This window comes from Streptomyces sp. AgN23 (assembly GCF_001598115.1).
GTDB lineage: Bacteria > Actinomycetota > Actinomycetes > Streptomycetales > Streptomycetaceae > Streptomyces > Streptomyces antimycoticus.
In genome coordinates this window covers 896,490-917,397 of record NZ_CP007153.1, presented here as the reverse complement: position 1 = coordinate 917,397, position 20,908 = coordinate 896,490, and the positions used below count along the sequence as shown (strand labels likewise).

Genomic DNA, 20,908 nt, shown 5'->3' with positions numbered 1-20,908 from the left:
GTTGGCTCTAGTGGAACCGGCGTGTCCCCGACCAGCCCGGATCCCCTGTCATGGCGAACCGGACCCACGCGCCGTGCATCTCCGTGGCCAGCGACGGTGGGATGTCCGCTCCGAGCAGTCCGTTCGCCGTACGGAGCGCGGGCAGACCGGTGTTGTCGAAGACGAACGGGACCTCCGCGGTGTGGCACGCGCCGAACGGCCCGCCCCGCCAGTCGAAGTCGTAGGTGAACACCTTGTCGTAGCGGGACACCAGCCGCTCACGGGCGTCGCGGAACATGGCGTCGATGGCCGCGCTGCGTTCCGGCCGCTGGTACAGCAGCGACTCCTGGGTGTTCGTGCCCACCAGCAGATCCACCGGATGCGGCGGGGCCACCTCGTCGGGCTCATCGAGCACCACGCCGAGCGGCGAGAGCCGCGGACCCACCCCGGGCAGGTCGGCGAGCGCGGACACCAGGCGCTCGTCGGGGATCGCGGCGAGCGCCTCGGCCGTGGCCGGAACGCCCAGCCGGCCGGCCAGGGCCCGGGTCGTCTCCGCCGCCTCCGCGCCGGTCAGGGTGTGCAGCCCACCGCTCTGGCTGATCGCACCCCGGAACAGCCCGGCGGCCTCGGGCGTCACCAGCAGCGCGCTGACGATCATCCCTCCCGCCGACTGCCCGAACACCGTCACCCGGTCCGGGTCCCCGCCGTAGCCCGCGATGTGCTCGCGCACCCAGCGCAGCGCCGCGAGCACGTCCAGCAGACCCCGGTTGCGCGGGGCATCCGGCAGGTCGAGCCAGCCCGGCACGCCGAGACGGTAGTTGAGGGTGACCAAAACCACGCCGTCGCGGGCGAAGGACGTCCCGTCGTACAGCGGCGCCTGGCCGGTACCGGAGAGAAAGCCGCCGCCGTGCACGAAGACCATCACCGGGGCGCTGCCGTCGGTCCGTGGCGTCCAGACGTTGACTGTCAGATAGTCCTCGCCACGCACCCAGCCCTGGCCCAGCGCCGGGCTCAGGTCCGCCGCGAACCGTCGCTCGGGCGCCGGGGCCGTCGGCCCCGGCTCATCGCCGCCGGGGGCACCGTGCACGGGGGTCGGCGCGGCGAACCGCGCCGCGCCGGTCGGCGCGGCCGCGTACGGGATGTTCCGGAACACGCTCACCGCCATGCCGCCCACTCCCTCACCGCGAACCGCTCGCCGTCCCGCCGCACTTCGGCCGCGCCCGCGCCGGGGAAGTGCGCGGGGAACAGCAGCGCGCGCTCGTCCGCGGCCTCCCCCAGCACCCGGCGCCGGGCGACCCGCGCCCGGGGCTCGTCCTCGTCGAAGCAGGGGCAGACGTCCGGCTCCACGATCTGCAGCGGGCTGTGCAGCACATCGCCCGCGAAGATCGCCCGATCCGTACCGGACCGCAGCCGCACCACGCACGAGCCGGGGGTGTGGCCGGGGGCGGGCTCGAGGCGTAGCTGGGCGTCGATGTCGTAGTGGTCGCCCTCCCACAGCACGGTCTGCCCGGCCCGGTGGACGGGGGCGACGCTGTCCTCGAACACGTTCGCCATCCGGGGCCCGGAGCGGGTCCGGTGCCCGTTCTCCGGGTTCCAGTAGTCGAAGTCGGCCCGGGGGAACACATACTCCGCGTTGGGGAAGGTCGGCCGCCACTCACCCTCCGTCCACGACGTGTTCCATCCGACGTGGTCACCATGCACATGGGTGCAGATCACCAGGTCCACATCGGCCGGGCGGACCCCGGTCGCGGCCAGTCTCCCGAGGTAGTCCGTCTGCAGATGGTGGAAGAACGGCATATGCGGCCGCTCCCGGTCGTTGCCGACGCCGGTGTCGATCAGGATCGTCCGGCCCTCGCTGCGAAGCAGCCAGCTCTGGATCGTCGTGCGTACCTCATCGGCGGCCGGATCCAGGAATTCGGGCGCCAGCCAGCCCTCGTGCGTGCGCCAGTGCTCCATGGCCACGTCGGGAAAGATGAAGTCGCGTGGCAGACCCCTCGGGGCCACCTCTACCACGCGGGTGATCTCGACGTTGCCAAGCGTGATGGTGTCCATGAGTCCAGCCTGTGCGTCGGCGGGCGTCGGCGGTATCCGTCATATGACTGCACCACGGGCTACTGCATCACGGGTTAGAGTCGAGGGATGACCATGGTCGGGCGGGAGAGCGAGAGCGCGGCCGTACTCGGTCTGACCAGCGGTGTGCTGATCCTGACGGGCGAACCGGGTGCCGGCAAGAGCACCCTGCTCGGCCTCGCCGCGGATCGCCACCCGGGCCGGGTGCTGCGGATGACGGGCAGCGAGAGCGAGGCGAACCTGACGTTCGCGGGGCTCCACCAGCTGCTGCGGCCGGTGCTGGGGGAGACCGCCGGGCTGTCGGCGCGGCAGCGGTCGGCCCTGCTCGGCGCCATCGGCCTGGGGGAGGCCGAGCCCCACGACACCAACCCCGCGGAGACCAATCCCCACGACACCGGCCCCGCGGAGGCCGAGCCCGGCCGGGTCGACAGCGGCCACGGTGGCCCGCCCGACCGGCTGCTGCTCGGCGTCGCGCTGCTCACCCTGCTGTCCGAACTCGCCCGGCGATCGCCCGTCCTGGTGGTCGCCGACGATCTTCAGTGGATCGACGCCGGCTCGCTGGAACTGCTCGCCTTCGTCGCCCGGCGTATCGGCGACGAGCCCCTCGCCGTGCTGGCCGCGGCCAGGGACCTGGCGGGCGAGGGCACCCGGGGCGGGGCCACGGCGCCGTTCTCCGGCTTTCCCGCGCGCACGCTGGGCCCGCTGGACGCGACCGCCGCGGGCCTTCTGCTGGACCGGCAGCCGTATCCACCGACCGGCCGCGGCCGGCTGCGCATCCTCGACCAGGCCGCCGGGAACCCGCTGGCACTGGTCGAACTGGCCCGGGCGAACGGCGCCTGCGGCGCGGACTCGGCCGACTCGGCCGACGGGGAACTCCTGCCGCCCACCGACCGCCTGATACGGGTCTTCGCCGCCGACCTCGATCCCCTGCCCGAGGCCACCCGGCAGGCGCTGCTCCTGGTCGCGGCGGACGACCGGGCGGTGGCGGGCCGGGTCGAGGCGCTGGCCCCGGCCGAGGCCGCCGGACTGCTGCGGCTCACCGGTGGCGGCCACGACGGCCGGCGGGCCCGCTTCCGGCATCCGCTGATCAGGTCCGCGATCTACCACTCCGCACCGCTGGCCGCCCGCCGTCAGGCCCACCGCGACCTTGCCGCGCTGCTCAGCGCCGAACCCGACCGCCGCGCCTGGCATCTGGCCGCCGCCGCGGAAGCGCCGGACGAGGAGATCGCCGCCGCCCTGGAGGAGTCGGCGGCCAGGGCCCGGGAGCGCGGCGGGTACACCGCCGCCACCACCGCGCTGGAACGTGCCGCCGAGCTGAGCCCCGGGCGCCGCGACCGCGCCCGCCGCCTGGTGGCCGCGGCGGGTGCGGCGGTGTCCACCGGACAGCCGCACTGGGTGCGCCGGCTCGCCGCCGGTGCCGCGGAGCTCACCGACGACCCGGCGCTGTCGGCCGAGGCATCGCTGCGGGTGGGCCAGGTGCTCACGCTGAGCACCGAGCACGACACCGCACTGTCCCTGCTGCTGCGGGCGGCGGAGGATCCCGGGCTGCGCCGGATCGCGCTCGCCTCCGCGTCGGTGGCGGGGTTCTACTCGGGCGACGAGGAATACCGCCTCGCCGTACGGGCCCGGGCACAGGACGACCCCTGGACGCTCGCGGTGACCGACCCCACCGCACACCGGTCCGAGCGGGTGGCGGCGATCCCGGCGCTGGTCGAGCGGGCGGACGGCGACCCCGCCCGGCTGATCTCGCTCGGCGCCATGGCCTGGCTGCTCGATGAGACCGCACTCGCGGTACGGATCTTCGACGACGCCCTCCACCGCTGGCGGCTGGGCGGCACCCTGCCCATCGGGCTCGGCTGCTCGGCCGGGTGGGCGTATCTGGACCACGGGCTGTGGGCCCAGGCCCGCACCGCCGCCGTGAACACCAACTCCGCGGGCGCCGGGCTGCCGCACCTCGACGCCGCCGCACGGTCGCTCGAAGCCGCCGCCCTCGCGCTGACCGGCCGGACCGACGAGGCCCGCACCGCGGGCTCCGCCGCGCTGTCCCTCGTCGACCCGCATCGCAGCCGCGCCGTCGCCGTCCGGGCCCGGTGGGCGCTGGGCATGGCCGCGGTGGCCGACGGAGACCACATCGGCGCGTACGAACAGTTCCGCCTGCTGTTCACGGCCGACGGCGGGCCCGTCCACTACGCGTGTTCCTTCCCCGCCGTCGCCGAACTGGCCGCGGCGGCCGTCCGCACCGGCCATGGTGCCGAGGCCGCCGCCATCGTGGAGCGCGTCGCCGACCGGCTCGCCGAGGACCCCTCGCCCCGGATGCGCATCCTGATCCACCGCGCCCGAGCGCTGCTCGAACCGGCAGATGCCGAACCGCACTTCGCCGCGGCCCTCGCCGAACCGGCGGGCGGCCAATGGCCCTTCGAACGCGCGCAGCTCCTGCTGGACCACGCCGAATGGCTGCGCCGCCGTCACCGCATCACCGAGGCCCGCCACCAGCTGAACACCGCGCTGGAGACCTTCCGCCGCCTCGGAGCCCGCCCCTGGATCGACCGGACCCAGGCCGAACTGCGCGCCGCCGGGATCGAATCCGCCTCCACCAGCCCCGACGCCCTCACCTCCCTGTCCCCGCAGCAGCAGCACATCATCCGCCTGGCGGCACAGGGCCTGAGCAACCGTGAGATCGGCGAACGGCTCTTTCTCTCCCCCCGCACCGTCGGCTCGCATCTCTACCGCAGCTTCCCCAAACTCGGCGTCACCGCCCGCTCCCAGCTGCGCGACCTGATCGAGGCGTCCTGCCCGTCGTAGTGGCGGCGGCCACGCGGGCTCCCGGTGATCGCCACCGGCAGGGCAGCTCGACCGTGACGTCCGTTGGCCCGCCCCGCGGGCTGGTCACCGTCACTGTTCCATCGAGCGCGGCGACGCGGCGACGTATCCCGAGCAGTCCGGAGCCACCTTCGGAGCTGTCGGCACCACCCGTCTCCCCGGCGCCGGACGCGCCCGCCACCGTCTCGGCGTCCCCTCCTCCCTTGTCCCGCACCGAGACCCACAATCCGCTCGGTGTGCGGGCCAGCCGGGTCTCGGCCCGGTCGGCGCCACTGTGCCTCGCCACGTTCGCCAGCGCCTCCGCCACGACGAAGTAAGCGGCCGCCTCGACCGCCGCCGGCGCCCGTGCCCCGTCCTCCAGACCGTCCAACCGCACGGTGACATCGAGCCCGCTGCTCGCGGCGAGCGCCCGTACCGCCCCGCCCAGGCCACGGTCGGTGAGGACCGGCGGATGCATGCCACGCACCACCTGGCGCAGCTCGGTCAGCGCCTCTTCGGCCAGGTCCTGCGCGTCGTCCAGCATCCTGCGCGCCGCCGTCGGATCCCGGTCGTACGCCCGCTTCGCCAGGCCGATCCGCAGGGACAGGGAGACCAGCCGCGCCTGGGTGCCGTCGTGCAACTCCCGTTCGATGCGGTGGAGTTCGGCACCGTGCGCGGCGATGGCGCCCGCCCGGGTTTCCGCCAGCTCCGCCACCCGCTCGGCCAGCCGCGCCGTGACCGTGGCCGTTTCCCTGTCCGTCGGGCCGGGCCGCCGACGGCGCAGATACGAGCCGAACGCCAAGGCGAGCGCGGACGCCGGCAGGGCCGTGGCCCGCACCGCCTGCCGCATTGTTCTCCCCATGCCGACGAGGCTAGAAGACCGGCCGGACGCACGCGGGAGAGCGGGCCGCCCCATCGACGGTGGAGCCCGCTACACCCCCGGCCCGGCGCCGAGCTCACGCCCGCCCGCGCGGTCCGGGATTCACCGGCCCGGACGCATCAGGGTGCGGTAGCGTGCCGAGCAAGCCATGCTGGACGGACCGGTCCGCCGAGAAAGGCACCCGATGACGGATCTTCAGGACGTGGACCGCATCGCCACGGCCGACCACCACTTGGCGGTCGTGACGACGACGCGCGCCGACGGCTCGGTCCAGGCATCAGTGGTCAATGCCGGGATCATCGACCATCCGGTCTCCGGTGAGCAGGTGGTCGCCTTCGTCACCTACGGCCGCGCCAAACTCGCCCATCTGCGGGCACGACCACGGGCCACCCTGGTCGTCCGCGCCGGATGGAACTGGGCCGCCGTCGAGGGCCGCACCGAGATCGCGGGGCCCGACGACCCGTTCCCCGGAGTCGACCAGGAGCGTCTGCGGCTGCTGCTGCGCGAGATCTTCACCGCCGCGGGCGGCGCGCACGACGACTGGGGTGCCTACGACCGGGTGATGGCCGAGCAGCGCCGCGCCGCGGTCTTCGTCCACCCCGAGCGCGTCTACAGCAACTGACCCCCGCGGCGGCCCCGGTCACGGCACCCGCGATGTCCACTCCGGCGAGCCGAACTTCCCGGCCGCCAGCAGCCGCGCCGTCGCCGACTCCTCCTCCGTCACCTTGCCGTCCGTGAGCCCGTACCGCCCGCGGAACGAGGCCACCATGCGGTCGATGACGGCCGGGCGTGGCAGGCCGGTCTGGCGGCGCAGCGGGTCCACCCGCTTGACGGCGCTCGCGATGCCCTTGCCGGACAGCTTCTCCCGCCCGATGCGCAGCACCTCCACCATCTTGGCGGCGTCGATGTCGTACGACATGGTCATGTGGTGCAGCACCGCACCGCCGTGTGCCGCGATCCGCTTCTGGGCCGCCCCGCCGACCTTCCCCGCCTCCGTCGCGATGTCGTTCAGCGGCTGGTACCACGCCTTGATGCCCATCTCGCCCAGCGCGCCCAGCACCCAGTCGTCCAGATAGGCGTAGCTGTCGGCGAAGGACAGGCCGGAGACGAGCGACTGGGGTACGTACAGCGAGTACGTGATGGTGTTGCCCGGTTCGACGAACATCGCCCCGCCGCCGCTGATCCGCCGGACGACCGTCACCCCGTGCCGCTCGGCGCCCGCCTGGTCGACCTCGTTGCGCAGCGACTGGAAGCTGCCGATGATGACTCCCGGACGGTCCCACTCCCACACCCGCAGCGTCGGCGGCCGCCGCCCGGCGGCCACCTCGCCGGTCAGCACCTCGTCCAGGGCCATGTGCAGCGCCGGATCCTGTGGCCCCTCGTGGATCAGCTGCCAGTCGTAGTCGGTCCAGTCGGTGGCACCGGCCACCGCCCGCCGCACCGCGATGCCCACGGCCTCGGCGGAGAAACCGAACATCACGGTGCCGGCGGGCAGTCCCGCCTCGATGCGTGCGGCGAGCGCCTGTGCGTCCGCGTCGGCGGGCGCGCCCTCCAGAGTCTGGTCGATGGCGTGCAGCGCCTCGTCCGGTTCCAGGAAGAAGTCGCCCGCGACCCGCACCCCGCGCAGCACGCCGTCGTGGACATCCAGATCCACGACGACCAGCTTGCCGCCCGGCACCTTGTACTCACCGTGCATGCCCTGTACCGCCTCCTGTTTCCGCCCCGTCACTCTCGATCATTATCCCGCGCCGGGGCGGCTTCGGTCGGCACCGGTGATCCGGCGGGGTCAGGCTCCCGTGGTCGAGCCCGGGCGGACGATCATGAGAATGGTCACCGTCGCCCACAGCAGGTTGAACGCGCCCGTGAACATGGCCAGTTGGGCGGTATCGGTCCGCTCCAGGGCCTTGCCCCCACCGAGACTGTCGATGAGCTCGTCCTGGCGGGGCAGGACGAAGGCGACCAGGACGCCGGCGGCCGCGGCCGTCAGGGCGATGGAGGCGGTGAGCCAGCCGCTGCTGAGGACGCCCATCACGGCGGCCGTGGCGAATCCGAAGACGGGCACGGCGAGGCCCATCTTGGCGTAGACGCGGCAGATGCGGTGCAGAAGCCGGACCGTTCCCAGGTCGGCCTCGCCCCCGCCGACTGCCGCTGCGGCAGCGTGGGCGTTGCGGGCCGCGGGCGGGAACATGCTGGCCGCGACGGTGACGGGGCCGATCGCGACGATGGCGGCCAGGACATGCAGGGAGAGCAGGATCTTGGTCATCGGGTGGTGTCCGGCTCCCTTTCGAACGTGGCAGGCACCGCGTCTCCTTTCGAGCGTGGGCGGCTGGTGCTCGCCCCACGCTAGGCAGTCGCGACAAGATCGCCCAGGGGCTGGAACGACAGAAGTCAACGGATTCCCGCCATGCCGGGCCCCGCGCGGTCCAGGGGCCCGGCGGTGTGGCCAGAGGGAGGACATGGTCATCCGTCGATGTACTGCGCCACCCCATGGCCGAACGACCAGTCGGCCGACTCGTTCTCGGGCAGGGTGATGAAGACGTTTCGCGGCTCGGTCCCCGCGTACTCCTGGGCGAGCTCGGCGATCCGCCGGCACAGCGCCTGTTTCTGTGCCGGTGCCCGCCCCGAGCGCATCGTGAGCGCGATGTCGAGTCGGCCGGCGGAAGGTCGCGGGCTCAGCGGACACGGGCTGGCGGACACCGGCCGGCGGACACCGGCTCAGCGGACATGTGCGGTGAGCAGGCCGAGCGCTCCGTTCATGGCCAGGGCATACACGTCAACCGAGTCGGCGGCACGGGCCAGCACATAGCCGCCCTGCAACACCGCGACCAGCGCGGTGGCCGTGCTCGCCGGGTTGAGCCCGGTGTCGAGTTCCCCGTTCGCCCGGCCCTCCGCCAGCAGCCCGGCCAGCCGGTCGGTGAGCCAGGCGAACGTCTCCTCGACCGGTCGGCGCAGGTCTGGATCGGCCATCACATCGGGGTCCTGGGTGAGGCGGCCGACCGGGCAGCCCTTCAGTGCGTCCCGCTCCCGCCGCAGATAGGCGCTGATCCGCTCGACCGTGGTGCCGGGACCGCTGAACTCGGCCTCCGCCCTGCCCCTCAGCTCCTCGGCGCTGCGACTGATCGCGGCGAGCGCCAGGTCGGGCTTGCCGCGGAAGTGGTGGTACATGCTGCCCTGGCCCGCCCCGGATCGCTCCTGGATCGCCTTCGGGCTCGTGCCCACGTAGCCGCGCTCCCACAGCAGCTCGCGGGTGCTTGCGATGAGTCGTTCCCGGGTGTCCATGGGCACGATCATACATACTAGTAGGTACAAATTGAAGCGCGCGGACGGCTCCCTCGGTGAGAAGATCCCGACGTACTGTGTGGGCTGGTCCGGACGCTGGAAGGTGACGATGTACGCGATATCCCTGGGCGAGGACGGTGCGGAGCTGCGCCCGCTGGAGCCGTGGCAGGCCGAGGAGTTCCTTACGCACATGGACCGGGGACGGGAATTCATCGGGCGGTACATCCCGCTGGCGGACGCCGCCTCCGACCTGGAGTCGGCCCGGGCGTTCCTCCAGGGATACGCGGACAAGGCGGCGGCCGACGCCGGGCGGATCTACGGCATCTGGACGGACGGCAAGCTGGTCGGCGGAGTCCTCTTCCGCACGATGGACGTCAACCAGGGCACCGCGGAGGCGGGTTGCTGGCTGGAGCCGTCGGCGGTGGGCAAGGGGCTGGTGACCCGGGCCTGCCGCGTGATCATCGACTGGGCCGTCGAGGAGCGGGGCATCCACCGCGTGGAGTGGATCGCCGCCGCGGCGAACGAGGGCAGCATCGCCGTGGCCCGGCGGCTGGGGATGACGAAGGACGGTGTGCTGCGGCAGAGCTATCTGCGCCGGGGCGAGTGGCAGGACAGGGAGATCTGGTCGGTGCTCGCGCCGGAGTGGCGGGCGATCCGCAAGCCGTCCTGAACCGCGCGTCAACCACGCTCACCGCGGGGGCGGCGGGCGACAGTGATGATCTCCGGGCCGGTGCCGGTCAGCGGCCCGCTGCCCCAGCCCCCGAACTGCTCCGCCACGGCAAGCCCCGCCTCACTCAGGAACCCGGCCGGCGCGTCCGGGCCGAGAAACCGCAGCGTGCTGCGGCTCGGCAGGGGCCACTCCCAGCCCGCGCCGGTGTAGGTGTGCGTGGCCGAGACGAGATCGCCCCGCACCGGCGTCTCCACCGCGCACACGCACCGCACCACGGCCCGGCCGTCACACTGCCCCTGGCCGGGCGGACCCGCGAGGTCCGGCACCCGTCCACGGCCCTGCCCGCGGTGTCGTGGGCGGGCCGTCTTACGATCGAAAGGGGTTTTTGTCGTCTCCGGGAGCTCTCGATGTCCGACCCGTCCGACCCGATGCCTGACTCGCTCGACCTGCGGCTGGAGACCATCGCGCGCCACCCCTTCCGCGCGACGTTCCATCTGCGCGGTCGTGACCGGGCCACGGCCGAGCTGAGTGGCCCGTCGACGATGCGCTGGCACGCGTATGACCTGATCGCCAAGCGGCTGGCTCCCGCCGAGCCGTACAAGGACGGCAAGCAGACGCCCTACCGCGGCCACCCCGTGTTCGTCGCCCAGCATGCGACCGCCACCTGCTGCCGTACCTGCCTCGAGCGCTGGCACCAGATCCCCAAGGGGCGGGAGCTGAGCCGCGCGGAGCGGGCGTACGTGGTGGGGGTGATCTGCCGTTGGATCGAACGCGAGGTGGCGGCAGGCGGACGGTGACGGATCAGCCCGGGACGCCGTCGAGCCCCAGTTCGCGGGGCGACCCGCGCGAGGGAGCCGCTCTGCTGCCGCTCGTAGAGTGCGAAGGGGTCCAGGACATCGCGGCCGATGGCGCCGGAGAGCCATGCGGCGTCGTGGGCGGTGCCCTCCTGGCCGTTGTCCCGTACGCCCTCCCCGCTGAGGTTGGACTGGAAGATGCCGGCGGCGGAGCGGGGCAGGAAGTCCTCGTAGACGATGGGCTCGGCCCGCACCCAGCCTCGCTCCAGCAGCTCGCCGAGGGCGGCGGGCGGACGGCTGCCGTCGCGTGGACGGTCCGGTACGACGTGGTAGGTGAACCAGCCCAACCCCCGGGCGGCCAGCTCCCGTTCGGTACGGGGCAGATGCTCTTCCCATACGCCGCGGGCCAGTTCGCCCCGGTCCACCCCCGGGTGGCGGGCCACTTCATGGTCGACGAGGGTGAGCAGCCGGTCGTACAGGGCCCGGCCGTCGTGGGTGAGGGCGATACCGCGGGCCTCGACCTCGCCGAAGCGCACCCGCAGGGCGCCGGTGGTGACGCTCCCGTCCGTGAGGCGCATCGCGCGGGGTTCGTCGAGAGCGCGGAAGGAGGTCTGGCGCAGCAGGACGTCGGGGCCCTTCCAGGCCGGTGGCCCCTGGATGGTGTCGATCATCTGGATGCCGCGGTCGGTCATCCGCCGGTAGAGCTCGTCGATGTCCAGGACGCGCGGGGTGAGGTGGTTGATGTGGGTGCTGCGGACGCCGCCGATGTCCGCGGCGACGGCGGAGATCCTCTCCAGCGTCTCGTACCAGACCTTGTCCACCGGCTCGGGTGACAACTCGAAGGCGGACACGGCGAGGTGGAGGAAGCGTTCGGCGTCCTCCTCGGACAGCCCGCGCTCGGCCGTCGCGCGGTCGGCCAGGGCGAGCAGCTCCGGCGGGAACAGCTCGCGGCCGGTCAGGAAGGTCTCCAGCCGGGAGCGCAGCTCCGGGTCGAAGAACCGCGGGTCGGCGGTGGTGAGCAGGGAGGTGAAGACGCGGAAGGGGTTGCGCGCCAGCTCCTCCCCGTCCACCGGGCGGAAGGCGGTCGAGACCACGGGGACCGCGCTGGCGGCGGCCTCGCGCAGATCGTAGAAGCCGACCGGGTGCATGCCCAGCGCGCCGAAGACGCGGGCCACCTGTCCCAGCTCCTGAGGTGTTCCGACCCGGATGGCGCCGTGGCGTTCGGCGGTCACCCGGCCGATGGACCCCAGGCGCTCGGCTTCGGCGCCCCGTGCGCGCAGCACGTCCTCGTTGACCTCGCGCGAGACGTCCACGAGCGTGGTGTACGCCGGGACTTCCCGGCCGTACATGTCGGAGAGCCGTGCCGCGAAGGCGGCGCGGAGCTGCCACTGGCTGATCATGGGTGAATTCCGCCTTTCTGTCGGGGACGTGCCGGATCGGGGAGGGAGTGCCGAGCCCGGTCCATAAGTTTTTTGCCACTCGTGGAGCCGGTTGGTAAACCTCCCCGGCCCCGGTCGCGTCTTGATCGGCAGCGGACACACAGCACCGGTGACCTTGGCAAGGCCGGTTTCCTGTCATCTATACACAGCATGTATACATAGAGTGCATACACGCGGTGTATGTACCCGGTGTATAGCGGACAGTCGCGTGCTCCTGGGAACAACAGACGGAAAGGCATCCATGTACGGCAAAGCATTCGCTCCTGAGTACCAGGGCTCCCTCACCACCCTGTCCGTGAACTCCTCGCTGGTCGACGTGCTGGCGGCAGGCACCGAGCAGTTGCGGGCGGCCGAGCGAGGCGGCTCCCCGGGCGAGGCGGCCCGCGCGGGGCTCGCGGTCGCCGAGGCGCACCGGAGGCTGGGTCAGGTGGGCGAGGCCGACCGCGAGTGGAAGGCCAGTTACCGGGCGGCCCGTACGGCGGGGGACCTCGGGGCGATGGCATGGGCGCTGTGGAGCGGAGGCACGCTCGCCCGGCAGCGGGGCGCGCTGGCGCTGGCGTGGCGGCTGCTCGGACTCGCGGCCGAATTCGGCGAACGCGGCGGGGACATCGTCGTCCGTGGCTACTCACTGGCCGGGATGGCGGAGACCGGCCGCATCCAGGGCGATTACGAAGCCGTGGGAGCGCTGCACGAGCGGCTCCTCGCCGAGGCGCGGAAGCGCGGCGAGGCGCGGCACACCGTATGGGCGCTGGAGGGCATCGCCCAGATGCACCGCAACACCGGGTCGTACGACTCGGCCTACGCGATGTTCCAGGAGGCCGCGGAGATAGCCGCCGGCGCCGATGACCGGCGCGGACACGCATGGGCGCTGCGCGGCATGGCCGACATCGTCTCGGTACGCGACGGCGACGTGGAGCAGGCACTGGAGCTGCTCTCGGGAGCCGAACTGACCTGCCGCGAGATGAACCTGGTGAGCGCGCTGGCGTACAACCACAAGATGCGCGGCAATGTGCTCTACCGCGCGGGCCGTTACGAGGAGGCCCGCGCGATGTACGAGCAGGCCCTGGACGAGTTCCGCGACATGAGCGAGCCGCGCGGCGAGGGTCTCGCCCGGCTCGGGCTCATCAAGTCCCTGGCCCGGCTGGGCCGCGACCGCGCCCGGACCGACGAGGACCTGTCCGAACTGGCCGATGTGCTGGAGCGGATCGGACTGCGGCACGCCCGCCGGATGGTGGACCGTGCCCGGGAGGAGTTCGGCCTCACGGAGGTCATGGAGGTGGCACTGTGACGACGGCGTTCCCCGTGCTCCTCGGGGCCTACGAGACCACCGCGACCGCGCACGAGGCCACCCCGACCGCGGACGAGCCCACCGCGACCGCGGGCGAAATCCTGCTCCGCTGCCGGGAGTTGGTGCGCCCGGCACTGGTCGAGACGGTCGGCCGGCTGCACCCATGGGTCGCCGAGATGGCCGCGTACTCCTTCGGCTGGTGCGATGTGGGCGGTACGCCCGCCGAGGGCGCCGGCGGCAAGGGGGTGCGGCAGGCCCTGGCCGTGCTGTGCGCCGAGGCGGCCGGGGCATCCGGCGAGGCGGCGGTGGCCGGAGCGATGGCGGTGGAGCTGGTGCACGCCTTCTCGCTGCTGCACGACGACATCATGGACGGCGACCAGACCCGCCGCACCCGCCCCACCGTATGGAAGGCCTACGGGACCGGCCCGGCCGTGCTCGCCGGCGACGCCCTGTTCGCGCTGGCCGTGGAGGCGCTGGCCGCCGTGCCCGGCGCCGGAGCCGCGGCCGCGGTGCGGCGGCTGAGCGTGGCCCTGGGCGACCTCGTCCGCGGCCAGGCGGACGACCTGCTCTTCGAGTCGCGCCCCTGGACGGGGCCCGCGGCGGTGGGGCCGGAGGAGTACCGCACGATGGCCGAGCACAAGACCGGCGCGCTGCTCGGCTGCGCCGCCGCCCTGGGCGCCGCGCTCGCCGGGGCGCCGGAGAGCACCGCGGCCGCCCTGGACCGGGCCGGACGGCATATGGGCGTGGCGTTCCAGGTGGCGGACGACCTGCTGGGCATCTGGGGCGACCCCGCGGTCACCGGCAAACCCGTCCACCGTGATCTGCGGCAGCGCAAGAAGACCTTCCCCGTGCTCGCCGCCCTGAGCGCCCGCGACACCTCGGCCGCCGGGCGGCTGGCCACGCTCCTGGGGGAGTCCCCGGGCCCCCCGGACGACGCCACCACCCGCCGGGCGGCCGATCTGATCGAGCAGGCCGGCGGCCGCTCCGCCGCCCTGGCGGAGGCCGACCGTCACATCGCCGCCGTGGAGCGGTGCCTGGACGGTCTGCCGCTCGTGCCTCGCGCGAGCGCGGAGCTGCGCACCCTGCTGGGCTTCCTCGCACGGCGCGACATCTGACCCGGCGGGGGATGTGCGACCCCTTGCGAGGGGCGCCCACGCCACCCGGGTCCGCCGGTCAGCGGCGGTCGCGCACCGCGTCGCGTACCCACAGCTCCACATCTCCCACATGCCGGCCGGCCGCGGTGAACGCGGCCAGGCCGTCATGGGACCGGAGCGCGGTGCGGATGTCCATGCCCGCCAGCACCGACTCCGGGGGCAGACGGTGGCCCGGAGGGACGGTGTGCGTCGTGGTGGGCGCATGGTCATGGGCCGACCCCCGGCCGACACGGAAGGGAACGCGTCGGGGTCCCAGTGTCCCGCGACGGCTCGGATGATGGTGGCGACGTCGGGAGGCGTCGTGCGGCGGGCCGATGCCCGGCGGCGTCCGGTCGCTGACCTGCGGTGTCACCACCGAAGCAGCCGGGGGGCGCACTCCGGTGCTCCCGCTATAGAACGTTTGCTCGATTACTCGAGTACCCTGCACATATGGGTGCGTATCTCCAGGGCTCGCTCTTCGATCAGACCGACGACATCGGTCTCGGCTCGCTGCGCGGGATGCGCAGGACCCAGCTCGGGTCCGGGGCCTGGATCGATCTGCTGCCCGGGTGGCTGAGGGGGGCGGACGACCTGTTCTCCCGGCTCGTCGCCGAGGTCCCCTGGAAGGCCGAGCGGCGGCACATGTACGAGCAGGTGGTGGACGTCCCACGGCTGCTCGCGTTCTACGGCGCCGAGGACCCGCTGCCGCATCCCGTCCTGTCCGGGGCCCGGGAGGCGCTCTCCACGTACTACGCCGGCGAGCTGGGAGAGCCCTTCACCACGGCCGGGCTGTGCTACTACCGCGACGGCCAGGACAGCGTGGCCTGGCACGGCGACCGCATCGGCCGCGGCAGAAGCGAGGACACCATGGTCGCCATCCTGTCCGTGGGTGCGCCCCGGGACCTGCTGCTCCGCCCGCGTGGCGGCGGCAGCGCCATACGACGGCCACTCGGCCACGGCGATCTGCTGGTGATGGGCGGCTCCTGCCAGCGGACCTGGGAACACGCGATCCCCAAATCCTCGCGCGCCACCGGTCCACGGATCAGCATCCAGTTCCGCCCCACCGGCGTGAGGTGAAGCCGCCTGCCGGCCACCTGGCCACCTGGCCACCCGGCCGCCTCGGCCCCCGGCGCCCCGACTGCCTGACCACGGCCGTCCGCCGTGCGCCCCCGCCGTGGTTGTTACGCTGCGGCGGTGATTCCGCCGACCGTCGACGAGGTGCGTGCGCTGCACGAGAAGTACGCGCCGACGCGTGAGGCCCTGGACCTCGTGTACACCCACTGCGAGATCGTCTGCCACATCGCGGAGCAGCTCATGGCGCGCGCCGGGCTACGGCTCGACGCCTCTCTCGTCCGCGCGGGGGCGCTGCTGCACGACATCGGTGTGTATCGGCTCTACAGCCCTACGGGCCGGCTCGACGAGGCCGACTACATCCGCCACGGAGTCCTCGGCCACGAGATCCTCCGCCAGGAAGGCTTTCCGGAGTCCCTGTGCCGCTTCTGCTCCCGCCACACGGGCGTCGGCATTACCCGGGACGACATCCGGGCACAGAAGCTGGATCTCCCGCCGGCCGATTACACGGCCGACACCACCGAGGAGCGACTGGTGATGTACGCGGACAAGTTCCACAGCAAGACCTCGCCACCGAAGTTCCTCACCGCCGACTCCTACGCCATCCATGTGCGGAGGTTCGGCGGCGACAAGGTCGATGGGTTCCAGCTCCTCCGTGTGCGGTTCGGCGAGCCCGACCTCAGGTCCCTCCAGGCGCGGTACGGCCACCCGCTGTCCTGAGTCGGGGTCCGGGCGCGGCTGATTTTGGTCCAGACCATTGACGTATATGGCTCGGGACGCTGTCATGGGGAACCGTCAGCTCCGGAGCGTGCCCTCAGGTGGATGCCCTCCCGTGGATGCCCTCAACTGAGGCCGGACCTCGGAGGGTTTCTGGTGTGTCCAGATTGTCATGATCGCGACAGTAGCGAAAGAGGCAACATGCGGAAAATCATGACCGGCCTCGCCGCCGCGGCCGTCGCGGTCCTGGTGGCCCTGAGCCCCCCATCCGGGACCAGCGCGGCCGCCACCCCCGGCGCCGGCGGGGGCCTGCCATCCCGCGCCGCACCCGCCGTGGCGGTCGATCACACGGTCACGTTCGCCAACGACACCGGGAAGACCGTATGGATCGGCAGTGATGTCAACAACGACGGATCCAGGCCACTCGCCGCGTTACCCACCCTGGAGCCCGGACAGTCGGGCACCGTGACGATTCCCGAGACGGCGGAACCCGGCCACTGGCGTGGCACGTTCTTCGCCCGGCAATGCGCCCAGTGCGGCGGTTTCACCGTCACCTTCCACAGCGCCGTCTGACCGGCCGGTCCGCCACTTCACCCCACGACCGGACGAGGAAGGGAGAGACGACGTGCACAGGATGCGCGGGATACGCGCTCTGGCCGTACTGCTGGCGGTGCTGACCCTGCTGGCCGCGGGCAGTCAGGCGGGCGCCACCGGCGTGGCCACCGCCGCGGCGAAGAAGAAGGGCGTCAGCGCCTGGAACTTCGACGGGGTCACCGCCGCGATGTCCGACGCCGAGGTGGGCTGGTTCTACACCTGGGCCTCCGGCCGGGAACAGATCGGCGCCCCGGCCGGTGTCGAGTTCGTGCCCATGATCTGGGGGCCGGGCTCGGTGACCGACGCGGAACTGGACCGGGCGAAAAGCGAGGGCACGACCCTGCTCGGATTCAATGAGCCGGACCTGGCCGGCCAGGCCGACATGACCGTGGAGCAGGCCCTCGACCTGTGGCCCCGGCTGCAGTCGACCGGTATGCGGCTCGGCGCCCCCGCCGTGGCCTACGGCGGCGACGTCGCCGGTGGCTGGCTCGACCGCTTCATGAAGGGCGCGGCCGACCGCGGCCACACGGTCGACTTCATCCCGCTGCACTGGTACGGCGCGGACTTCGACCCCACCCGCGCGACCGATCAGCTGCGGAGCTATCTCCAGGCCACGTACGACCGCTACAAGAAGCCGATCTGGCTCACCGAATACGCGCTGATCGACTTCTCGACCGGTACGCCGAGGTATCCGACCCCGGACCAGCAGGCCGCCTTCGTGACGAAGTCCACCGCCATGCTCCAGGGGCTGTCCTTCGTGGAGCGGTACGCGTGGTTCACGCTGTCCGCCGATCGCGGCGGCACCGGTCTCTACAACGGCGCCACGCCCAACCAGGCGGGCGCCGCCTACCGCGCGGCCGGCTGATGCACGGCCCACCCGTGCTCACACCACACCACGACCACCCGAAGTGAGGTCCTCCATCATGCGCAAGGGAACGCTGATCGGCCGAGTGGCGGCCGCCGCCGTCGCACTGACCGCCGTGCTGGGTGCCGCCCCGGCGAGCACCGCCGCGACCAGCGACACCCCGCCGGCCGGTGAGAACTGCTGGGCGACCCACTACGGCTACATACCCCCCGGCGCCTACACCGCCAGCGGCGAGCTCTTCGACAACAACGCGGACACCGCGGCGACCTCTCTGAGCCGCGATCCGCAGCTGCCGTTCGGAACCAGGGTGAAGGTCACCAACGTCGCGAACAACGCGTCGCTGGTCGTGCGCGTCAACGACCGCGGCACCTTCGCGTGGACCCCGTCGGTGCCCAAGTGCCTCGACCTGACCGACGGGGCGTACGCCCGGCTCGGTGGCGTGCTCAACCCGGACTCCGGCCACATCGTGGTCACGGAGGAAATCGTGCCGTAAGCCGAATGAGACCGCCCACCAACACCCGCCACTTCGGCATCATCTGCTGGAGGTCTTCAATCCGCGCCCTGATGATGTCGACCACGCTCGTCCCGCCGGACCTGGCCCTGATCGACGCCGCCTGACCGCTCGGCCCGCGTCCTCGACACCCGCCTGACCGTTCCGCCCGCGTCCTCGGCGCCCACCGCCCCGCCGGTCATTCGGTGTCCGCGCCGATGGCCTCCAGCATCGGGAGGCGTGCGGCCTGACGTCCCGGCCAGAGCGAGGCGAGTACACCGATCGCGGCGCTCGCGACGAAGAAGAGGGCCGCCCGGTCCCACGGGATGACGAGCGGAAGGACCTCCTGGCCGAGGACGGCCGCCGCGCCGATGGCCGTACCGGCGACGACACCGAGCGCGGAGCCGAAGAGGGAGATGGTCACCGACTCCAGGCGCAGCACCGATCCCACGCCGGCGCGGTCCAGCCCGATGGCCCGCAGAAGTCCGATCTCCCGCACCCGCTCGAAGACGGCCATGCCCATCGTGTTGACCACCCCGAGGACGCCGATCAGCACGGTGACGCTGAGCATGGCGTACATGATGTTGAGGAACGGCGCGGTCCGCGCGGTGGCGTCGGCCCTCGCGTCGGCGTGGTCCTGGACGAGCAGCGCCGGGTTGTCCAGGGTGCGCCGGATCTCCTCCCGGAGCGCGGCGGTGCGGCCGGGGGCGGCCTTGACCAGGACCGAGCTGATGGTCGGCCGGTCCTCGGCGCCGGTCGGACGCGGCAGGGCGCGGTCGGAGACGAGGGCGGGGCTCAGATCGTCCGGGCCGTCGTAGATGGCCACGACGGGCAGGCTGGTGCGGGTGCCCGGCGTATGCGCGCTCGCGTCGGTGAAGGTGCCGCTGACGCGGGAGCCGAGCCGCCAGCCGTGGGCGGTGGCCAACTCCTCGGTGACGGCGATGCCATGGCCGAGGCGGTCCAGCGACCCCTCGCGGACGGAGAGCGACGCCGCGCGTTCCACCGCGGCGGGGTCGACCGCGGTGACGTCCAGGGACGTCGTGTGGGGGATGTCGAGGTAGGTGTGGATGACGGGTGTGACGGCCTCGGCGTCGGCGAGCCGCCGCACCCGGGCCGCCGTGCCCTCGCCGATCTCCCCGAAGTCGACGGCCGTGATCCGCAGGTCCGAGGTCATGGAACTGTCCACCTCCTGCTCATCGAAACGGTTCACGGAGGTGACGACCACGGTGACGGCGGTGACCATCGCCAGACCGACCATCAGAGTGGTCGCCGTGGCCGCCGTACGCCGTGGATTGCGGCGGGCGTTCTCCACCGCCAGCTTGCCCCGGATGCCCGCCAGCCGGGTCAGCGGGGAGCGCAGCAGCCCGGTGATGCCCAGGGCGAGCAGCGGGGTGAGGACGATCAGGCCGACCAGCAGCAGCGGCACGGCACCGAAGAGGAGGTCCGGCTCGCCGACGGCGGCCGCGACCAGCAGCGCTCCGCACGCGGTGACGATCAGCCCGATGGTGTTGCGGCGGCGCAGCGAGGCGGCGCTGGACGGCTGGACGGTCCGCAGCGCCGCCACGGGCGGTACGGCCGCCGCCCGGCGGGCCGGGACGTAGGCCGCGAGGACGGTGACGCCGATGCCGACGGCGAAGGCCGCGATCAGCGGCTTGGTGGACCACGCCCGCACGGTGGCGCTCCCCGCACCGGAGGCGTCGAACAGGCTGCCCAGCAGGTTCGCGGCACCGATGCCCAGCCCGTAACCGATGGCCGAGGCGGCCGTGCCGACCAGGGCGGCCTCGGCCAGGACCATCCGCATCACATGGTTCCTGGTGGCGCCGACCGCCCGCAGCAGCGCGTGTTCCCGGGCACGGGCCGCGCTGAGCATGGTGAAGGTGTTGGCGACCAGGAAGGTGGAGACGAACAGGGCGACACCGGCGAAGCTCAGCAGCAGTGTGGTGAGCTTGTCCGAGTCCTCCTCGGAGGCGGCGCCGGACTCCAGGTCCGCGCGGGTGACCGCCCGCAGCCCGGACGGCAGCAACTTCTGTGCTTGCTCGGCGAGTTGGGCATCCGATGTGCCGTCGGCGGCGGTCAGGGTGATCGCCGAGTAGCCGTTCGGCGTGGGGGCGAAGTGCCGTTGTGCGGTGGCGGTGTCGAAGGCGGTGAGCGTACCGCCGGAGTCCACACGGCTGTCATGGGCGGTGAAGACGCCGACCAGCCGCGCGTCGCGGGCCGTGCCGTTCACCACGACGCGCACCCTGGCCCCCACTGGGTACCCGGCGCGCTCGGCGGTCCGCCGGTCGACAGCGATCTCGGTGGCGCCGCGGGGGCCGTGTCCCGCGGTAAGCGGATAGCGGACGTCCTTGCCGCCGTCGTCGGGCACGTAGTTGACGCCCGCGGCCTGATACAGGTCGCCCACCAGAGTGCCGTCGGAGCCGACGAGGAAGGAGCGGCCCTCCACCACACCGCGCGCCGCGCCCGCCGACGGCAGCGCCCGCAGCCGTCGCAGAAGGGTGTCATCGAGCGCGGGTGCTTCGGCGGTGTCCGCGGTAGAGGAGTCCGCGGTGATCGAGACGGACGCATCGGGCTGGGAGTTGGAGTGTGCGCGGTTCACGGCCGCTTGGACGGAGTCCCCGTAGAGCAGCGACCCCGTCACGAAGGCCACGCCGAGCACGACGGCGAGGGCGGGCATCGCGAAACGGAGCCGATGGGATCGGAGGGTGCGCAGGGCGGTGCGGAACATCGATGGCCTTCGGAAGGGGAGACGGTCGGAAGGGGCGTGGCGCATCGCGCTCGAGCGCTCGCCGGTCGCCCCGGAGGCCATCCTTCGCGAGGGCGCGGCGCGGCGGATCCACCGG

Annotated in this window: 18 protein-coding genes and 3 pseudogenes; 11 read left to right on the top strand and 10 right to left on the bottom strand. The window is 72.6% G+C overall.

The window, feature by feature from the left end:
* Window positions 1–7 precede the first annotated feature (7 nt).
* Both AS97_RS04155 and AS97_RS04150 read right to left on the bottom strand, forming a co-directional pair.
* A complete protein-coding gene (locus AS97_RS04155) occupies window positions 8–1,144 on the bottom strand; it encodes a carboxylesterase family protein (protein WP_086705692.1) in 1,137 nt (378 codons plus the stop codon).
* Window positions 1,135–2,031, bottom strand: a complete 897-nt coding sequence (locus AS97_RS04150) for an MBL fold metallo-hydrolase (RefSeq protein WP_059142585.1) — start codon at window positions 2,029–2,031, stop codon at window positions 1,135–1,137. The genes AS97_RS04155 and AS97_RS04150 overlap by 10 nt, the downstream gene beginning before the upstream one ends.
* Before the next feature lie 87 nt (window positions 2,032–2,118).
* Here AS97_RS04150 and AS97_RS04145 point away from each other — a divergent pair, with 87 nt between their 5' ends.
* Window positions 2,119–4,851, top strand: a complete 2,733-nt coding sequence (locus tag AS97_RS04145; RefSeq protein WP_247204224.1) for an AAA family ATPase — start codon at window positions 2,119–2,121, stop codon at window positions 4,849–4,851.
* A 31-nt stretch (window positions 4,852–4,882) separates the two neighbouring features.
* Here the strand turns inward: AS97_RS04145 and AS97_RS04140 are convergent.
* A pseudogene (locus AS97_RS04140) lies at window positions 4,883–5,581 on the bottom strand (sensor histidine kinase); the annotation flags it as partial.
* A gap of 331 nt (window positions 5,582–5,912) precedes the next feature.
* On the opposite strand from AS97_RS04140, the gene AS97_RS04135 reads away from it, so the two are divergent.
* Window positions 5,913–6,350, top strand: a complete 438-nt coding sequence (locus AS97_RS04135) for a TIGR03618 family F420-dependent PPOX class oxidoreductase (protein ID WP_059142586.1) — start codon at window positions 5,913–5,915, stop codon at window positions 6,348–6,350.
* Between the two features lie 18 nt (window positions 6,351–6,368).
* Here AS97_RS04135 and AS97_RS04130 read toward each other — a convergent pair whose 3' ends face one another.
* From AS97_RS04130 to AS97_RS04115, 4 genes and pseudogenes are all read right to left on the bottom strand, one after another.
* Window positions 6,369–7,424 carry a biotin/lipoate A/B protein ligase family protein gene (locus AS97_RS04130; RefSeq protein ID WP_210567130.1) on the bottom strand — a complete coding sequence of 352 codons (1,056 nt, stop codon included), beginning with the start codon at window positions 7,422–7,424 and terminating at the stop codon, window positions 6,369–6,371.
* A 90-nt stretch (window positions 7,425–7,514) separates the two neighbouring features.
* On the bottom strand, window positions 7,515–7,991 hold the full coding sequence (locus AS97_RS04125) for a hypothetical protein (protein ID WP_059142588.1): 477 nt from the start codon (window positions 7,989–7,991) through the stop codon (window positions 7,515–7,517).
* Between the two features lie 197 nt (window positions 7,992–8,188).
* Window positions 8,189–8,383: pseudogene (locus AS97_RS04120) on the bottom strand (tautomerase family protein); the annotation flags it as partial.
* A 60-nt stretch (window positions 8,384–8,443) separates the two neighbouring features.
* The gene (locus AS97_RS04115; RefSeq protein ID WP_125755948.1) at window positions 8,444–9,007 is read right to left on the bottom strand and encodes a TetR/AcrR family transcriptional regulator; all 564 of its coding nucleotides are present in this window, start codon (window positions 9,005–9,007) and stop codon (window positions 8,444–8,446) included.
* Between the two features lie 109 nt (window positions 9,008–9,116).
* Between AS97_RS04115 and AS97_RS04110 the strand changes: the two genes are divergently transcribed.
* Window positions 9,117–9,677 (top strand): GNAT family protein, encoded by a 561-nt coding sequence (locus AS97_RS04110; RefSeq protein ID WP_210567129.1) that lies wholly within the window; start codon window positions 9,117–9,119, stop codon window positions 9,675–9,677.
* 8 nt (window positions 9,678–9,685) lie between these two features.
* Here the strand turns inward: AS97_RS04110 and AS97_RS04105 are convergent, their stop codons facing one another.
* Window positions 9,686–10,003 carry a hypothetical protein gene (locus AS97_RS04105; protein ID WP_210564354.1) on the bottom strand — a complete coding sequence of 106 codons (318 nt, stop codon included), beginning with the start codon at window positions 10,001–10,003 and terminating at the stop codon, window positions 9,686–9,688.
* A gap of 81 nt (window positions 10,004–10,084) precedes the next feature.
* Between AS97_RS04105 and AS97_RS04100 the strand changes: the two are divergent.
* Window positions 10,085–10,387 (top strand): annotated as a pseudogene (locus AS97_RS04100) (DUF4186 family protein); the annotation flags it as partial.
* Here the strand turns inward: AS97_RS04100 and AS97_RS04095 are convergent.
* Window positions 10,297–11,871: a DUF1338 family protein gene (locus AS97_RS04095; RefSeq protein WP_247204223.1), complete on the bottom strand. Its 1,575-nt coding sequence runs from the start codon at window positions 11,869–11,871 to the stop codon at window positions 10,297–10,299. The pseudogene AS97_RS04100 and the gene AS97_RS04095 overlap by 91 nt on opposite strands.
* 280 nt (window positions 11,872–12,151) lie before the next feature.
* On the opposite strand from AS97_RS04095, the gene AS97_RS04090 reads away from it, so the two are divergent.
* The 7 genes from AS97_RS04090 (at window position 12,152) to AS97_RS04060 (ending at window position 18,071) form a co-directional block, all read left to right on the top strand.
* On the top strand, window positions 12,152–13,198 hold the full coding sequence (locus AS97_RS04090) for a tetratricopeptide repeat protein (RefSeq protein ID WP_059142593.1): 1,047 nt from the start codon (window positions 12,152–12,154) through the stop codon (window positions 13,196–13,198).
* A gap of 98 nt (window positions 13,199–13,296) precedes the next feature.
* Window positions 13,297–14,313 (top strand): polyprenyl synthetase family protein, encoded by a 1,017-nt coding sequence (locus tag AS97_RS04085; RefSeq protein WP_210567128.1) that lies wholly within the window; start codon window positions 13,297–13,299, stop codon window positions 14,311–14,313.
* A gap of 468 nt (window positions 14,314–14,781) precedes the next feature.
* Window positions 14,782–15,408, top strand: a complete 627-nt coding sequence (locus AS97_RS04080; RefSeq protein ID WP_059142594.1) for an alpha-ketoglutarate-dependent dioxygenase AlkB — start codon at window positions 14,782–14,784, stop codon at window positions 15,406–15,408.
* Between the two features lie 117 nt (window positions 15,409–15,525).
* Window positions 15,526–16,122, top strand: a complete 597-nt coding sequence (locus tag AS97_RS04075; RefSeq protein ID WP_059142595.1) for an HD domain-containing protein — start codon at window positions 15,526–15,528, stop codon at window positions 16,120–16,122.
* A gap of 198 nt (window positions 16,123–16,320) precedes the next feature.
* Complete coding sequence (locus tag AS97_RS04070; RefSeq protein WP_197049009.1) at window positions 16,321–16,692, top strand: hypothetical protein; 372 nt, start codon at window positions 16,321–16,323, stop codon at window positions 16,690–16,692.
* Window positions 16,693–16,753: 61 nt separating this feature from the next.
* Entirely contained in the window at window positions 16,754–17,578 is an 825-nt protein-coding gene (locus tag AS97_RS04065; protein WP_236669478.1) for a glycoside hydrolase family protein, read from the top strand.
* A 58-nt stretch (window positions 17,579–17,636) separates the two neighbouring features.
* The gene (locus AS97_RS04060; protein WP_086705683.1) at window positions 17,637–18,071 is read left to right on the top strand and encodes a septal ring lytic transglycosylase RlpA family protein; all 435 of its coding nucleotides are present in this window, start codon (window positions 17,637–17,639) and stop codon (window positions 18,069–18,071) included.
* A 196-nt stretch (window positions 18,072–18,267) separates the two neighbouring features.
* On the opposite strand, the gene AS97_RS04055 is transcribed toward AS97_RS04060, so the two are convergent.
* A complete protein-coding gene (locus AS97_RS04055) occupies window positions 18,268–20,793 on the bottom strand; it encodes an FtsX family ABC transporter permease (RefSeq protein WP_210564353.1) in 2,526 nt (841 codons plus the stop codon).
* Window positions 20,794–20,908: the final 115 nt, after the last annotated feature.

Bases quoted from the DNA above. Each gene is read 5' to 3' on its own strand.
- AS97_RS04155 (WP_086705692.1), bottom strand. From the start codon at position 1,144: ATGGCGGTGAGCGTGTTCCGGAACATCCCGTACGCGGCCGCGCCGACC.
- AS97_RS04150 (WP_059142585.1), bottom strand. From the start codon at position 2,031: ATGGACACCATCACGCTTGGCAACGTCGAGATCACCCGCGTGGTAGAG.
- AS97_RS04145 (WP_247204224.1), top strand. From the start codon at position 2,119: ATGACCATGGTCGGGCGGGAGAGCGAGAGCGCGGCCGTACTCGGTCTG.
- AS97_RS04135 (WP_059142586.1), top strand. From the start codon at position 5,913: ATGACGGATCTTCAGGACGTGGACCGCATCGCCACGGCCGACCACCAC.
- AS97_RS04130 (WP_210567130.1), bottom strand. From the start codon at position 7,424: ATGCACGGTGAGTACAAGGTGCCGGGCGGCAAGCTGGTCGTCGTGGAT.
- AS97_RS04125 (WP_059142588.1), bottom strand. From the start codon at position 7,991: ATGACCAAGATCCTGCTCTCCCTGCATGTCCTGGCCGCCATCGTCGCG.
- AS97_RS04115 (WP_125755948.1), bottom strand. From the start codon at position 9,007: ATGGACACCCGGGAACGACTCATCGCAAGCACCCGCGAGCTGCTGTGG.
- AS97_RS04110 (WP_210567129.1), top strand. From the start codon at position 9,117: ATGTACGCGATATCCCTGGGCGAGGACGGTGCGGAGCTGCGCCCGCTG.
- AS97_RS04095 (WP_247204223.1), bottom strand. From the start codon at position 11,871: ATGATCAGCCAGTGGCAGCTCCGCGCCGCCTTCGCGGCACGGCTCTCC.
- AS97_RS04090 (WP_059142593.1), top strand. From the start codon at position 12,152: ATGTACGGCAAAGCATTCGCTCCTGAGTACCAGGGCTCCCTCACCACC.
- AS97_RS04080 (WP_059142594.1), top strand. From the start codon at position 14,782: ATGGGTGCGTATCTCCAGGGCTCGCTCTTCGATCAGACCGACGACATC.
- AS97_RS04070 (WP_197049009.1), top strand. From the start codon at position 16,321: ATGCGGAAAATCATGACCGGCCTCGCCGCCGCGGCCGTCGCGGTCCTG.
- AS97_RS04065 (WP_236669478.1), top strand. From the start codon at position 16,754: ATGCGCGGGATACGCGCTCTGGCCGTACTGCTGGCGGTGCTGACCCTG.
- AS97_RS04060 (WP_086705683.1), top strand. From the start codon at position 17,637: ATGCGCAAGGGAACGCTGATCGGCCGAGTGGCGGCCGCCGCCGTCGCA.
- AS97_RS04055 (WP_210564353.1), bottom strand. From the start codon at position 20,793: ATGTTCCGCACCGCCCTGCGCACCCTCCGATCCCATCGGCTCCGTTTC.